Here is a 14,843-nt window from a genome sequence, read left to right as displayed (position 1 = left end):
TTTCAATGGCAGTTTGGCAAGAAAGAGCTGAATTATTATTCAAAAAAGAAGGTTTAGAAAACCTTAAAAATTCTAACGTTTTAGTCGTAGGTTTAGGAGGTGTTGGCTCTTTTGCCGCAGAATTTATTGCACGTGCAGGCGTTGGTAAAATGACAATTGTGGATGGCGATACAATAGATATTACAAATATTAACCGTCAATTACCCGCTTTACATTCGACAATTGGACAACATAAAGTAGATATTGTTGGTGATCGTTTGATGGATATTAATCCTGAATTAGACTTAACACGTATCAACGAATTTTTGAGTCCAGAACGTACACACGAAATCGTTACACCCGATTTTGATTATGTCTTAGACTGTATCGACTCTGTTACCCCAAAAATTAATTTGATCTTAGCTGCAAAACGCAAAAAAGTGAAAGTAATTAGTAATATGGGTGCAGGAGGAAAATATTTGGCAAGTAAAGTTCAGGTGCGTGATATTAGTAAAACAGATGTTTGTCCTTTGGCAAAAAATGTACGAAAACGATTAAAAAAAGAAGGCATTAATAAAGGTGTAAAAGCTGTTTTTTCAACAGAAGTTCCTGATGAATTATCGGTAAAATTAACGGATGGTAAAAACTATAAAAAATCTTTTTATGGAACCAATTCGTGGATGCCAGGTTTATTCGGGTTGCATGCTGCTGAAACAGTGATTCGACATCTATTAAAAAATGATAAATAATTAACTACTTTCTTAAAGATTTAAGTAATTTAGTTGCAAATTAACAAAGAGACTAAAAAAATGAAAATCAATTACGATTATATCACATACGAAGATGTTTTGAGAGCACGTCAATTTATGTACGAGCAGGCGTTGGAGCAGAATGCGACTAATTCGTTGTTGAATACGGCGAGAGATTTATTTGGAAATAGTAATTTCGAGATGTGTATCAAAGTTTGTGAAGGTTTATTGGATGCAAAAGACCCAAAACAATTATATGACGCAAAAAAATTGATTGCTTTATCCTATTATAGCTTACAAGATTTTGAAAATGCTGACAATGCTTTCTTTGATTTAGCTCAGAATTCAGATAACTCAGACGATTGGTTTAATGTTGTCATTTCTGCAGCTTTAAATAAAAACATCGAACGTAGTCAAGAATGTTTCGGAATTGCATTAGAAAAATACACAAAATTTGGTCATCAACGCAATATGCCTTCTGTACAATTGATGTTGCATTACATGATTACATTAGAAACTGTAAAAGAATATGCATTGGCTTTAGAACAATGTAAAATGTTGGTGCAAGTGTATGCTAAATTGAAAAAAACAGATGAAAAATTCTTAAGCTCTCGAGGATTAGAACAAATCGAAAACTTTTTAGAAACGGCTAAACCAGTTCTGAAAAAAGCGAAAAAGAAAGAATTAACGGAAATCAAGAAAGAATTATTAGAAGCTCTTGATGCAAACGGCGTAGAAAAAGTAGAAGCTTTTTTTGCTGAGTTTTAAGAAAATTTAATTTCTACATATTTTAAAATCCACTTTGAGAGAAGTGGATTTTTTGTATGGATAAATATTGTAAATTAGTCAAAAGAGTATTGAAGCGGAAAAACGAAAAAGTTCACACTAATAACAAATAAAAAGCCTCGCAATTGCGAGGCTTTGAACTTATAACTTAATACTTAAACGTATTACTTATTTCTGTATTCATTCCAAGTTTTGATTTTTAAATCATCCATTGTTAGGGTTGTAAATGCATTGATGAAAGCTGAAGCTAAACGTGCATTTGTAACCAATGGAATGTTAAAATCTACTGCTGTACGACGAATTTGATAATCATTATCTAATTCCACTTTTGTTAAGTTTTTCGGAATATTGATTACCATATCAATTTTCTTATCGTGGATGTAAGACATTACATTTGGTTCTTTTTTATCAGATGGCCAATACACTAATGTTGAATAGACATCATTATCCATAAAGAATTTATGTGTTCCTTCTGTTGCGTAAATTTTATATCCTTTTGCAATTAATTGTTTCGCAGGTCCTAATAAAGCAACCTTAGATTCAATTGGTCCACCAGAAATCAATACTGTTTTCTCTGGAATTTCATATCCTACAGATAACATCGATTTTAATAAAGCTTCTTCAGCTGTATCTCCAATACATCCAACCTCACCTGTAGACGACATATCCACTGATAACACGGGATCGGCACCAGCTAAACGTGTAAATGAGAATTGAGAAGCTTTAACTCCTACGTAATCTAAATCGTAAACTACTTCTGAGTGTCCTTTTTCTACTTCTAATCCTAATAATACTTTTGTTGCTTTTTCGATTAAGTTATTTCCTGCTACTTTCGATACAAATGGGAACGAACGAGAAGCACGAATATTCGTTTCAATTACACGAACTGTATTATTCTTCGATAAAAACTGAAGATTCATTGGACCAGAAATCTCGAAACGTTTTGCGATTTTCGCCGCAACTTTACGCATTTGACGAATTGTTTCGATGTATACTTTTTGAGGTGGATAATACATTGTCGCATCACCAGAGTGTACTCCCGCAAATTCCACATGTTCAGAAATCGCATAGTCAATAATTTCTCCGTTTTGACAAACTGCATCCAATTCGATTTCTTTTGCTCCTTGAACGAATTCTGAAACGACAACTGGATAATCCGGAGATACTTCTTTCGCTAATTTCAAGAAAGCATCTAATTCTTCCGTATTTGATACCACATTCATCGCTGCTCCAGATAAAACATAAGAAGGACGAATTAAAACTGGAAATCCTACCTCATCCACAAAGTGATGAACTGCTTCTAAAGAAGAAAGTTCCTTCCAACGTGGCTGATCAATTCCTAATTCATCTAAAATAGCAGAGAATTTGTGACGATTTTCTGCATCATCAATACGTAAAGGAGAAGTTCCTAAAACATTGATTTTTTCGTCGTACAATTTCATTGCTAAATTGTTTGGAATTTGACCTCCTGTCGAAATAATTGTTCCTTCAGGTTGCTCAAAATCCAAGATATCCATTACACGTTCAAACGATAATTCTTCGAAGTATAAACGATCTGACTCATCATAATCCGTCGAAACAGTTTCTGGATTATAATTGATAATAATCGTTTTGTAACCATTTTTAGCTGCTGTTTGTGCTGCATTTACACAACACCAATCAAATTCTACAGAAGATCCGATGCGGTAAACACCAGAACCTAAAATACAAACTGCTTTCTCTGTTTCAGTTTCAATATCATTTTCAGTTCCGTGATAAGTTACATATAGATAATTTGTTTGCGCTGGGAATTCGGCTGCTAACGTATCAATTTGTTTTATAACAGGAACAATTCCGAAGTTTTTACGTAATTCACGAACAGTTAATTCGTTTCTGTGTACATTCACATTTCCTTTAACTAAAACAGCGATTTGTTGATCTGAGAAACCAGCTAATTTTGCTTTTTTCACTAAGTCAGCATCTACTTGTTCAAATCTTTCTAACGCTTCAAATTCTTTAGAGATGTTGAAAATTCTTTCTAAACGTTGTAAGAACCATAAATCAATTTTCGTTAAATCATGAATTTTCTCGATTGAATATCCAGCTTTGAACGCTTCTGTGATCGCATATAAACGCTCATCATTTGGCTCAGCTAACCATGTATCTAATGACTCTCCTTCTGGAATTGTAAATGAATTTGCGACAAATCCTCTGTGTCCGATGTCTAACATACGAACTCCTTTCTGAATTGCTTCTTCGAAAGAACGTCCAATTGCCATTACTTCACCAACCGATTTCATTGCAGAACCAATGTTACGACGAACACCGTAGAATTTATTTAAATCCCAACGAGGTAATTTCACTACACAATAATCTAATGCTGGTTCGAACATCGCAGATGTAGTTTGCGTTACGCTATTTTTTAATTCATCTAATGAGTAACCTAATGCTAATTTTGCTGCAACGAAAGCCAAAGGATATCCAGTTGCTTTAGAAGCTAAAGCAGAAGAACGAGATAAACGAGCATTCACTTCAATTACACGGTATTCTTCCGAAACAGGATCGAAAGCATATTGAATGTTACATTCTCCAACTACACCAAGGTGGCGAATAGTACGAATGGCAACTTCACGTAATTTATGGTATTCTGAATTTGTTAATGTTTGAGATGGAGCGATAACAATCGATTCACCTGTATGAACTCCAATCGGATCAAAGTTTTCCATATTACAAACCGTAATACAGTTATCATACGCATCACGTACCACTTCGTACTCAATTTCTTTCCATCCTTTTAAAGATTCTTCCACTAAAACTTGAGAAGAATAATTGAATGCTTTATCAACTAATTCTAATAATTCTTCTTCATTGTTTGCGAAACCAGAACCTAAACCACCTAAAGCGTATGCTGCACGAATGATTAATGGAAAACCGATACGTTTACCCGCTGCCATCGCATCTTCTATTGTATCAACAGCTTCCGAACGAGCAGTTAAAACGCCAATTTGGTCTAATTTTTCGATAAAAATATCACGGTCTTCTGTTGCTTCAATCACAGGAATTTGTGTTCCTAAAACTTCAACACCGTATTTTTCGAAAATATTTTCTTTATTTAATTCAACCGCACAGTTTAAAGCTGTTTGTCCTCCAAAGGCAACTAAAACTCCGTCTGGTTTTTCTTTTTGAATTACTTTTTCTACGAAATATGGAGTTACAGGTAAGAAGTAAACTTCGTCTGCAATTCCTTCAGAAGTTTGAACAGTTGCAATATTTGGATTAATTAAAACTGTTTTGATTCCTTCTTCTTTTAACGCTTTTAACGCTTGCGAACCAGAATAATCAAACTCTCCAGCTTGACCAATTTTTAGTGCTCCTGATCCTAATACTAATACTTTTTTTATATGTGATTTCATTATTTTTTTTTTTTGTTGTTTAATCTAATTAATTCTTAACCGCAGAGATCACAAAGATTTCGCAAAGAATTTGAAGTTTAAAGTTGATTTACTACCCTTTTCAATCCGTCTTTTAAACGAAAAGTATTAAAATTCATTAACAAACCTAATTTATAATTTCCCAATTTGAGATAGGTTAGAGTTTGCGCCAAATGAACGTTATTTAATCCCTCAACCGCTTTTATTTCTATCACAATTTTATTTTCAACCAATAAATCAATTCTATAACCACAATTCAACTTTACTTCTTTAAAAACCAAAGGCATTGGCTTTTCTTTTTCTACATACAGACCATTTTGATTTAATTCATAATAAAGACACTCTTTATATGCACTTTCTAAAAGTCCTGGTCCAAGAGCTGAATGTACATTGATTGCACATCCTATGATTTTAGTTGCTATTTCATTTTCTATGATCATACTCTTGAATATCAAAGTTTTCTTCTGTTATTATTGATTTACAATCTAATTTAACCAATTTTTATGACAGAGAACTCAAATATTTACGTAAAGAATAAGTGATTAAAATCTCTTATATTTTTATTAATCTCTACTCTTTGTTCTCTGCGTAATCTTAGCTTCTTTGCGATTAAATAAATTGATTAACTAAATTAATTTACACTTTTATATTTTTTTACTTCTTCAATAAATTCATCAAATAAATATTCTGTATCGACTGGTCCTCCCATAGCTTCTGGGTGGAATTGAACGGTGAAGAATGGTTTTGATTCGTGACGAATTCCTTCACAAGTTCCATCATTTAAGTTCGTAAAGAATGTTTTGAACCCTTCTGGTAATTTCGAATCATCTACTGCGAAACCGTGGTTTTGAGATGTAATAAAACATCTTTTTGTTCCAACTAATTGTACCGGCTGATTATGCGAACGGTGTCCATATTTTAATTTGAAAGTAGACGCACCAGCAGCTAAACTTACCAATTGGTTTCCTAAACAAATTCCAAAAATTGGCTTATCTTCTTGCAAAGATTCTTTGATATGATTAATGGTAGCAACACACATCGATGGATCTCCAGGACCATTTGAGATAAATAAACCATCATACTCTAATGTTGAATAATCATAATCCCAAGGTACTCTAACAACCTCAACACCACGATCTACAAAACAACGAATGATGTTATTTTTCACCCCACAATCTACTAAAACAATTTTCACATCAGCTCCTTCGTTGTAACGAATTACTTCTTTACATGATACTTGATCCACTAAATTATCTAAATCTGGATTGTAAAATTCTACATCTGTATCTGCAACAATCTTTCCTAAAGTAGAACCTTGATCACGTAATTTTTTTGTAATCATACGTGTATCAACACCGTAAATACCTGGGATATTTTGGCTTTCTAACCAAGCGCCTAATTTTTGGATAGCGTTCCAATGCGAATAATCATCTGCATAATAAGAAACAACTAAACCAGTAACTTGAATTTTATTTGATTCCATCCAAGTTTCGATTGATTCGATCATCGCTTTATCATCAGGAACACCATAATTTCCGATCATTGGAGCTGTCATCACCATAATCTGCCCTTTGTATGAAGGGTCAGTTAAACTTTCATTGTACCCAACCAAAGCTGTGTTAAATACTACTTCTCCTGCGGCAGAAGTATATGCACCGAAAGATTTTCCTTCGATTTCTAATCCGTCTTGGAATACTAATTTTACTGTCTTATCCATTGATGATAATGTTAATTTCAGTTTCTAATGCTGATATGAATTTATCTACGTATTGTGTTGTAATTGTAAGTGGAGGCAATAAACGAATAACATTTGTACCTGCATAACCTACAAAAATATTGTGTTTTGTTAATAAGTTATTTTTTAACGTTGCAATTGGAAAATCAAATTCGATTCCGATCATTGAGCCACGACCACGAACCTCTTTGATTTTTGGAAATTTGTTTAATTGAATTCCGATATAATTTCCAATTTCTTTAGCATTGTCAATTAAGTTTTCTTGTTCGATTACATCTAACACTGCAACAGCAGCAGCACAAGCTAAATGATTTCCTCCGAAAGTTGTTCCTAATAAACCATAAGACGCTTTGAATTCTGGTGAAATTAAAACTCCTCCGATTGGAAATCCATTCCCCATTCCTTTTGCCATTGTGATCAAATCTGCTTTGATGTCAGAATGTTGATGTGCAAAAAATTTCCCCGAACGACCATATCCACATTGTACTTCATCAGCGATCAAAATAACGCCGTTTTCTGTACAAACATTTCTTAATTCTTGAACGAATTCATCTGATGGTAAAATAATTCCACCAACTCCTTGTATAGGTTCGTAAATAATAGCAGCAACATCTCCTCCAGCAATAATCTCTTTAATAGCATTAATATTATAATCTACAAAAGAAACTTTGTGATGCGCATTAAAAGGAGCTACAATTTTTGGGTTATCTGTTAAAGCAACAGATCCAGATGTACGTCCATGAAAAGCACCGTTAAACGCAATGATGTGATCTTTTCCTGTATGAAAAGAAGCTAATTTAGCTGCATTTTCGTTTGCTTCAGCTCCAGAATTACATAAGAATAATGTATAATCTTCATATCCTGATAAACGTCCTAATTTCTCTGCTAATTCTGTTTGAATTGGAATTTGAACTGAGTTAGAGTAAAATCCAATATTGTTTACTTGTTCTGTAATTTTTTGCACATAATGCGGGTGTGCATGCCCAATAGAGATCACTGCGTGACCACCATATAAGTCTAAATATTCTTTTCCGTTTTCGTCCCAAAGGATACAATCTTTGGCTTTAACCGGAGTTACATTCATTAATGGATATACGTCGAATAGTTTCATATTAAAAGTTTTGAGTGATGAGTTTTGAGTAATGAGTTAGTTTTTTTCTCTAATTTTTTTAATTAGTGAAATTAACATGGCTTTTATTTCATTACACTCATCGGTTAATTTTGAATAATCTTCAATATTAATGTATTTTAAATCCTTGGCTAATAGAATAAAGTATGTAACTTCATTCAAAGAACCTAAAGCTATATTTAAGAATTGAGCAAAGTCTTTATTTGAGTTTCTTCCACAACCTTCTGCAATATTTGCAGGGATGGAAGATACTGCTCTTTTGATTTGAGAAATTAGTCCAAATTGTTCTTCTTTAGGAAACAGATTTACAAGTTTATATAAATCTAATACTAATTGATGTGAACGATTCCAAACTGTTAATTTTCTGTAGTCTTGCATAATCTCAAAACTTATAACTCAATACTCATAACTTAATTAAAACGCTACCGTTTTTAGATTAAGTCCTAAATTTTCTTCCCAACCGAACATCAAGTTCATATTTTCTACAGCTTGTCCAGAAGCACCTTTTGTAAGGTTATCGATAATAGAAGTTATCAATAATACATCGTCTTGTTTCTGGATATGTAAAAAACATTTGTTGGTATTTACGACTTGTTTCAATGCAATTGGCGCATTAGAAACAAACGTAAAAGGTTCGTTTTTGTAATATTCGTTAAAAATATTTTTTGCTTCTTCTTCTGACAAATCAGATTTAAGATAAACACCAGCTAAAATTCCGCGCGCAAAATCACCTCGCATTGGTAAGAAATAAACTTTGTTATTGAAATCTTTTTCTAATTGATTCAATGTTTGATAAATTTCTCCTTCGTGTTGATGTGTAAACTCTTTGTAAAAAGAAACATTATTATTTCGCCAGCTAAAATGCGTCGAAGCCGACAAACTTTGCCCAGCTCCTGTAGATCCTGTTACCGCATTGATGTGAATATCATTTTTGATTTCATTTTTTGCAGCCAAAGGCAATAATGCTAATTGAATAGCTGTTGCAAAACAACCAGGATTTGCTATGTTTTGAGCCGTTTTGATTGCTTCGCGGTCCAATTCTGGTAAACCGTAAACAAACGTCCTATCTTCGAAAATATGGTTCGCATTTAATCGAAAATCATTACTCAAATCAATAATTTTTGTTTGAGCTGAATAGGTATTATTCTTTAAAAACTCTGCTGATTTTCCGTGACCAAGGCATAAAAAAACGACATCAGCATTTTCGTCTATTTTATCCGAAAATACGATGTCAGTTTCTCCAAACAAATCGTCGTGCACTTTGGTAACGGGGTTGCCTGCATTCGATGTGCTGTACACAGACGAAATAGTAACCATCGGATGATGAATTAATATTCTTAGCAATTCGCCTGCTGTGTATCCAGCACCTCCTACAATGCTTACGTTAATTTTGTTTGACATTTGATATTTTTTGCGCGTGTTTATTGTAATTTAATATTGAAATAAAGTGGATTCAATTTAATGAACCCACTTTAACGAATCAATTAATCGAAACTATGAACAATCTTTAATTGATTACCGAATATTTTGATGAAACCTCTTGCATCTCTCGAATCCCAAGCATCGTTTTCTTCACCATAAACAGCAACTTTAGATTGCATCATATCATAAGGAGACTCGATACCAATCATTGAGAAATGGTAAGGATTTAATTGAACTTTTACTTTACCTGTAACTTTTTCTTGTGAAGATTCTAAGAATGCTTCGATGTCACGCATTACAGGATCTAAATATTGTGCTTCGTGCAATAAAGTTCCGTACCAGTTAGATAAAGAATCTTTGTGCAACAATTGCCATCTTGTTAAGGTATGTTTTTCTAATAAATGATGAGCTTTGATCAATAGATAAGCAGCTGGAGCTTCGAAACCTACACGTCCTTTAATTCCTAAAATTGTATCTCCGACATGGATATCTCTACCGATAGCATATTCCCCACCGATTTCGTTTAATTGTTGGATCAAAGCAACTGGAGATAATTTTTTTCCATCTAAAGCAGTTGGAATCCCTTTTTCGAATTCAATTTCAATTACAGATGGTTCTGTTCTTGATAATTGAGTTGGATAAGCTTCTTCTGGTAATGCTTGGTTAGATGTTAATGTTTCTACACCACCAACAGATGTTCCCCAAATTCCTCTGTTAATAGAGTATTTTGCTTGTTCCCAACTATAATTTACACCATTTGCTTGTAAATATTCTACTTCTTGTTGACGAGATAATTTTTCGTCGCGAATAGGTGTGATAATTTTTGATTGAGGTGAAATAACTGCAAAAGCCACATCAAAACGAATTTGATCATTTCCTGCTCCTGTAGAGCCGTGTACAATGTATTCTGCTTCTACATCTTTTGCATACTGAGCAATAGCAATTGATTGGAACATACGTTCTGCGCTCACAGATAAAGGATATGTGTTATTTTTTAATACATTTCCATAAATTAAAAAACGGACACAATCGTTGTAATACTTATCTGTAATATCAATTGTTACGTGTTTAGATGAACCTAATTCGTAGGCACGAGTTTCGATTTCTTTTAACTCTTCTTCAGAAAACCCACCAGTATTTACAATTACGGTGTGCACTTCCATTCCTTGATCTTTTGTTAAGTTAACCAAACAGTACGATGTATCTAGACCTCCACTGTAAGCTAAAACTGCTTTGTTGCTCATTGTTTGTTTATTTGTTTATATTGGGAATAATTCTTCTTAATTCATTGGTAACCTCTTCTCGGCTACTCTCTTCTTTCAATACGATCAACACCGTATCGTCTCCAGCAATTGTTCCAATTATTGTATTGAAATGTGTGTTATCTATCTCAAAAGCAATTCTGTTTGCATAACCTGGCTTTGTTTTAATAACCCCTAAATTGTTAGAGAAAATCAAACTTGTTTTTTCGTTATGTGTAACCGTTGCAGTTGGCGCAACACTTTCTGTAAGGCGATAAATGTATTGTCCCGAACTATTAGGAACTTTTGAAACTTTCAATTCGCGCAAATCTCTGGATAAAGTTGCTTGAGTAACTGAGATATCTAAATCGATTAATTTTTTTAATAATTCGTCTTGATTATTGATTTCTTGATCTGTTATTAAATCTTTTATAATCTGGAATCTGTATTTTTTATTACTCATTTTGAATATTTATTCGAAATTTTATGCAAATATACTCATTTTAGACAAAAAAAAACCTTAGTCCGTATATTTATTCATCTTCTTTTTTATCCGCATTTTGTTTTGCTTGCTGAGCATATTTGTCATCAAGGTTATCATAAACCAATCCTGTACAAATACAGCGCTCGCGATCATTATCCATTAAGATGTGATAGTTTTTACAACTTTTACATCCATTCCAAAATTCATCCGATTGTGTTAATTCCGAAAAAGTTACTGGCTTGTATCCTAATTTTGTGTTCATACGCATTACAGCTAAAGAAGTTGTAATACTAAAGATTTTTGATTTTGGGAATTTTGTACGAGACAATTCAAAAACTGCATGTTTTATTTCGCGCCCAATTCCTGAACTCCTTAAATCTGTACGTACAATTAAACCTGAGTTTACAACGAATTTTTCTTCTTCGTAAGTTTCAATGTAGCTAAACCCCGCGATTTGATCATTATCATCAAAAGCGATCACAGCGTTTCCGTTGCGCATTTTGCGCTCCAAATAAACTGGATTTCGTTTAGCAATACCCGTTTTTCTCATACGAGCTGATTCTTCGTACCATTCGCACAACAATTCTGTGTACTTGGCATCGTCTGCATTTGCTATTCTAACATACATAATTTAAGGGAAAGTTGATTAATGATAAAAAATCGAGAAAAGATGACCAGTTGTCATCACACTTAAGTAAAATATGAGAACCTATTGGCTTGCTTTCTATCAGAAAGCTTCTCTCATAATTGAGAAGAATAATTTCAGTAATTTCTTCCATTAATCAATAAGATATTCAGTTATTATACTGAGATGCAAAGTTAAATATTATATTTTTGTAACACCAAAAAAAAGCAAACAAAATTTACATATTTATTAAAATGTTGAAAATTATAAAAATAGGAGGCGGAATTATCGACAATGAGCAAGAATTAGAACAATTCTTACAAACGTTTTCGGAAATCAAAGAACCAAAAATTTTGGTACATGGAGGTGGAAAAGGCGCTTCAAAAATGTTAAATCAATTAGGTATCGAGCCTAAAATGATTGAAGGACGACGTATTACAGACAAACCTACCTTGGATGTGGTGACAGGTTTATATGCAGGAAACTTGAACAAAACCATTGTTTCTAAATTGCAAGCATTTGGCTGTAATGCTTTAGGTTTATCTGGTGCAGATGGAAATGCAATTAAAGGAACTAAACGTCCTGTAAAAACTATTGATTATGGTTTTGTAGGTGATTTGAATGATAATAGTATCAATAAAGAATTGTTTCAATTGTTAATCGACAACAACATTACGCCTGTTGTTTGTGCTATTACGCATGACGGAAATGGACAATTATTAAACACAAATGCAGATACAATTGCTTCTACAATTGCAGTAGCGATGTCGAAAGAAAACGAAGTTGAGCTTAATTTTTGTTTCGATAAAATAGGTGTACTTCGCGATGTAAATGATGACTCAACTTTGATACCAACTATTAACGAAACTTTATATTTGCAATTAAAAGAAGAAGGTGTAATTTTCGAAGGTATGATTCCGAAATTAGACAATTCATTCAAAGTAATCAATGCGGGTGTAAAAAATGTATGTTTAGTACATGCGCGCAACATTAACTCAGAGATTAAAACAATTTTATGTTAGAATTAGCTATTCTCAAAAAGAAAGCTGTCGATTTATTATGTCAATTAATCGAAACTCAATCTTTTTCAAGTGAAGAAGACAAAACAGCCGACATTATTTTTAAGTTTTTAACTGATCATGGTGCTACGGCTCATCGTCAAGATAATAATGTTTGGAGTATTCATCCAAATTTTGACGAAAACAAAAAAACAATTTTATTAAACTCTCATCACGACACCGTTAAATTTGGTTCATCTTGGACATATGATCCTTTGAAAGCGACAATCGAAGGAGATAAATTAGTTGGTTTAGGGAGTAATGATGCAGGTGCATCTGCAGTAAGCTTATTGGCAACTTATATCAATTTTCTAAACGAGGATCTACCTTATAACCTAATTGTGGCTATAACAGCCGAAGAAGAAAGTTCTGGACAACTAAATGTTGCAAGTATTTTACCTAATTTACCAAAAATAGATTTGGGAATTGTAGGAGAACCAACGCAAATGGACATGGCAATTGCAGAACGTGGATTGGTTGTAATGGACGTAATTGTAAAAGGAAAAACTGGACATGCTGCCCGAAACGAAGGTGTGAATGCCATTTACGAAGCAATTGAGGTGATGGATTGGTTCAAGTCTTATCAATTCGAAAGGGTGTCTGATATGTTGGGACCTGTAAAGATGACGGTTACACAAATCGAAGCAGGAAAACAGCATAATGTTGTACCTGATGAATGTCGTTTGGTTGTAGATTGCCGAGTAAACGAATTGTATTCTAACCAAGAAGTCGTTGATATTATTTCCAATTGTTTGCCAAAAGCAATAGTAAAAGCCCGTTCGTTACGATTAAACTCTTCGCGTATTTCTGAACATCACCCGATCGTGCAAAAAGGCATCGAGTTAGGTTGTACCACTTACGGCTCTCCAACAATGTCGGATCAAGCCATGATGAATTTTGAAACAGTGAAAATGGGACCTGGAGATTCGGCTCGTTCGCACACTCCTGACGAATACATTTATCTATCAGAAATAGAACATGGAATTGAACGATACACTAATTTATTAAAAGATTTTTCCTTTTAATTTAGAAAAGAAAAGTACGTCATAACACGTTAAAAAGCATCTTCAATAGTCTTGAAGATGCTTTTTGGTTTATTAAATATAGGGTTCGATAAAAAACCTACGCTGCTTTTGAGTAAAACCTGCGCAGGTTTTATTTAAGAACAAAGCTATAAGATTAGAAAAACATAAATACAAAAAAAGAGGCTAAATGATTTTAGCCTCTTTTTTATATGTAATGTACGATTAAGTATTACTCAATTAACATTTTTACTGGGATGTTGAAGTTCAACTTCGCAGCACGACCATCTTCAGTTTGCGCTGGTTTGATCGTTTTTCCTCTTCTTTGTTGACGCTGTGTAATACGTTCTAAAGCTTTTTTAGCTTCAGGCCCTAACTTTGCATCACCCATTGGAGAGATTCCAACAATTCTACCTTCTGTATCAATTTGGAAGTTCAGTTTAGCCGAAACTACACCTGTTCCTTGTCCTGCTTGATCATTAGCAAAATCTTGTAACTCATCTTGTAAGTCAGCCGATAGCTTTTTAGATAAACAGTCTGTAGCAGCTTGTTTACCTTTTGCAGCATCTCTCTCACATCCTGGATAAATAGCCATAACAGCAGCTGTACGAGCTGATACTGTTGCAGGAGGAGCTGGTTTATCACCTTTATCCTCTGTTTTTGGCGCTTGAGTTGTATTCTTCGGTGCTTCTTTATTTAGATTCACAGGACCTCCTCCAGTTTGACCAGAAGATTCTTTTCCTTCACGTTTTTCAAAAGATAAATCTTTACCTACCAACTCTTCTTTAGGAGGAATCGTTTCCTCTTTTTTAGGTTGTTCTTTTGGTTCTGGCATTACGAATTTCTCTTGTGCCGTCTCCTCTTGATAATGATTTTCTTGTTGTTCTGGTTCTGGCTCTGGTTCTGGTTCTACCACTTCTTCCTCTTTTGGAGGTTCAGGTATATTTAAATCCTCAAGCTGAACGTCTACGACTACTTCTTCTGTTTGTTTGCTTTTGAACATTCCAGTTGCAGAAGCAATTACAGCAAAAGAAATGATTACAATTACTATAAATCCACGAATGAAAGCTTTTAATAGAGTGCTTTTTTCAGACATTCTCATGTCATAGGCACCATATGCTTTGTTTCTACCTTCAAATACAATCTCGTCTAAGGATTTTAGTTTGTTGTTATTTTCTGACATTTTAATTCTTTTAAATTTAA

At 33.7% G+C, this 14,843-nt stretch carries 14 protein-coding genes; 4 read left to right on the top strand and 10 right to left on the bottom strand.

The annotated features are described in order from the left end of the window. The first annotated feature begins 5 nt into the window (after positions 1 to 5). Together IF125_RS00335 and IF125_RS00330 are read left to right on the top strand one after the other, a co-directional pair. Positions 6 to 728 carry a tRNA threonylcarbamoyladenosine dehydratase gene (locus IF125_RS00335; RefSeq protein WP_171621934.1) on the top strand — a complete coding sequence of 241 codons (723 nt, stop codon included), beginning with the start codon at positions 6 to 8 and terminating at the stop codon, positions 726 to 728. A 60-nt stretch (positions 729 to 788) separates the two neighbouring features. Beyond that, a complete protein-coding gene (locus IF125_RS00330) occupies positions 789 to 1,496 on the top strand; it encodes a hypothetical protein (protein ID WP_225541128.1) in 708 nt (235 codons plus the stop codon). A 182-nt stretch (positions 1,497 to 1,678) separates the two neighbouring features. On the opposite strand, the gene carB is transcribed toward IF125_RS00330, so the two are convergent. The 9 genes from carB to IF125_RS00285 form a co-directional block, all read right to left on the bottom strand. After that, a complete protein-coding gene (carB, locus tag IF125_RS00325; protein ID WP_225541127.1) occupies positions 1,679 to 4,906 on the bottom strand; it encodes a carbamoyl-phosphate synthase (glutamine-hydrolyzing) large subunit in 3,228 nt (1,075 codons plus the stop codon). 77 nt (positions 4,907 to 4,983) lie between these two features. Beyond that, a complete protein-coding gene (locus IF125_RS00320) occupies positions 4,984 to 5,364 on the bottom strand; it encodes a GxxExxY protein (RefSeq protein WP_262903637.1) in 381 nt (126 codons plus the stop codon). A gap of 191 nt (positions 5,365 to 5,555) precedes the next feature. After that, entirely contained in the window at positions 5,556 to 6,641 is a 1,086-nt protein-coding gene (gene carA, locus IF125_RS00315; protein ID WP_225541126.1) for a glutamine-hydrolyzing carbamoyl-phosphate synthase small subunit, read from the bottom strand. After that, entirely contained in the window at positions 6,634 to 7,770 is a 1,137-nt protein-coding gene (locus tag IF125_RS00310; RefSeq protein ID WP_225541125.1) for an aspartate aminotransferase family protein, read from the bottom strand. Before IF125_RS00310 ends, carA begins: the two co-directional genes overlap by 8 nt. A gap of 36 nt (positions 7,771 to 7,806) precedes the next feature. Next, complete coding sequence (locus IF125_RS00305) at positions 7,807 to 8,166, bottom strand: four helix bundle protein (RefSeq protein ID WP_225541124.1); 360 nt, start codon at positions 8,164 to 8,166, stop codon at positions 7,807 to 7,809. A 36-nt stretch (positions 8,167 to 8,202) separates the two neighbouring features. Next, on the bottom strand, positions 8,203 to 9,189 hold the full coding sequence (gene argC / locus IF125_RS00300; RefSeq protein WP_171621928.1) for an N-acetyl-gamma-glutamyl-phosphate reductase: 987 nt from the start codon (positions 9,187 to 9,189) through the stop codon (positions 8,203 to 8,205). Positions 9,190 to 9,272: 83 nt separating this feature from the next. Next, positions 9,273 to 10,454 carry an argininosuccinate synthase gene (gene argG, locus IF125_RS00295; RefSeq protein ID WP_225541122.1) on the bottom strand — a complete coding sequence of 394 codons (1,182 nt, stop codon included), beginning with the start codon at positions 10,452 to 10,454 and terminating at the stop codon, positions 9,273 to 9,275. Between the two features lie 7 nt (positions 10,455 to 10,461). Continuing rightward, positions 10,462 to 10,914, bottom strand: coding sequence for an arginine repressor (locus IF125_RS00290; RefSeq protein ID WP_225541120.1), 453 nt, complete (start codon positions 10,912 to 10,914; stop codon positions 10,462 to 10,464). A 70-nt stretch (positions 10,915 to 10,984) separates the two neighbouring features. Then, positions 10,985 to 11,563, bottom strand: coding sequence for a GNAT family N-acetyltransferase (locus IF125_RS00285; protein ID WP_171621925.1), 579 nt, complete (start codon positions 11,561 to 11,563; stop codon positions 10,985 to 10,987). Between the two features lie 251 nt (positions 11,564 to 11,814). Here IF125_RS00285 and argB point away from each other — a divergent pair, with 251 nt between their 5' ends. Beyond that, on the top strand, positions 11,815 to 12,582 hold the full coding sequence (argB, locus tag IF125_RS00280) for an acetylglutamate kinase (protein WP_171621924.1): 768 nt from the start codon (positions 11,815 to 11,817) through the stop codon (positions 12,580 to 12,582). Further along, positions 12,576 to 13,643: a M20 family metallo-hydrolase gene (locus tag IF125_RS00275; protein ID WP_225541119.1), complete on the top strand. Its 1,068-nt coding sequence runs from the start codon at positions 12,576 to 12,578 to the stop codon at positions 13,641 to 13,643. The genes argB and IF125_RS00275 overlap by 7 nt, the downstream gene beginning before the upstream one ends. Before the next feature lie 229 nt (positions 13,644 to 13,872). Here IF125_RS00275 and IF125_RS00270 read toward each other — a convergent pair whose 3' ends face one another. After that, positions 13,873 to 14,823 carry a hypothetical protein gene (locus IF125_RS00270; protein ID WP_225541118.1) on the bottom strand — a complete coding sequence of 317 codons (951 nt, stop codon included), beginning with the start codon at positions 14,821 to 14,823 and terminating at the stop codon, positions 13,873 to 13,875. Between the last annotated feature and the right edge of the window lie 20 nt (positions 14,824 to 14,843).

The organism is Empedobacter stercoris, from assembly GCF_020281205.1.
GTDB classification, from domain to species: domain Bacteria; phylum Bacteroidota; class Bacteroidia; order Flavobacteriales; family Weeksellaceae; genus Empedobacter; species Empedobacter stercoris.
The sequence above is the reverse complement of the archived record's forward strand: the minus strand, read 5'-3'. Positions and strand labels throughout refer to the sequence as shown.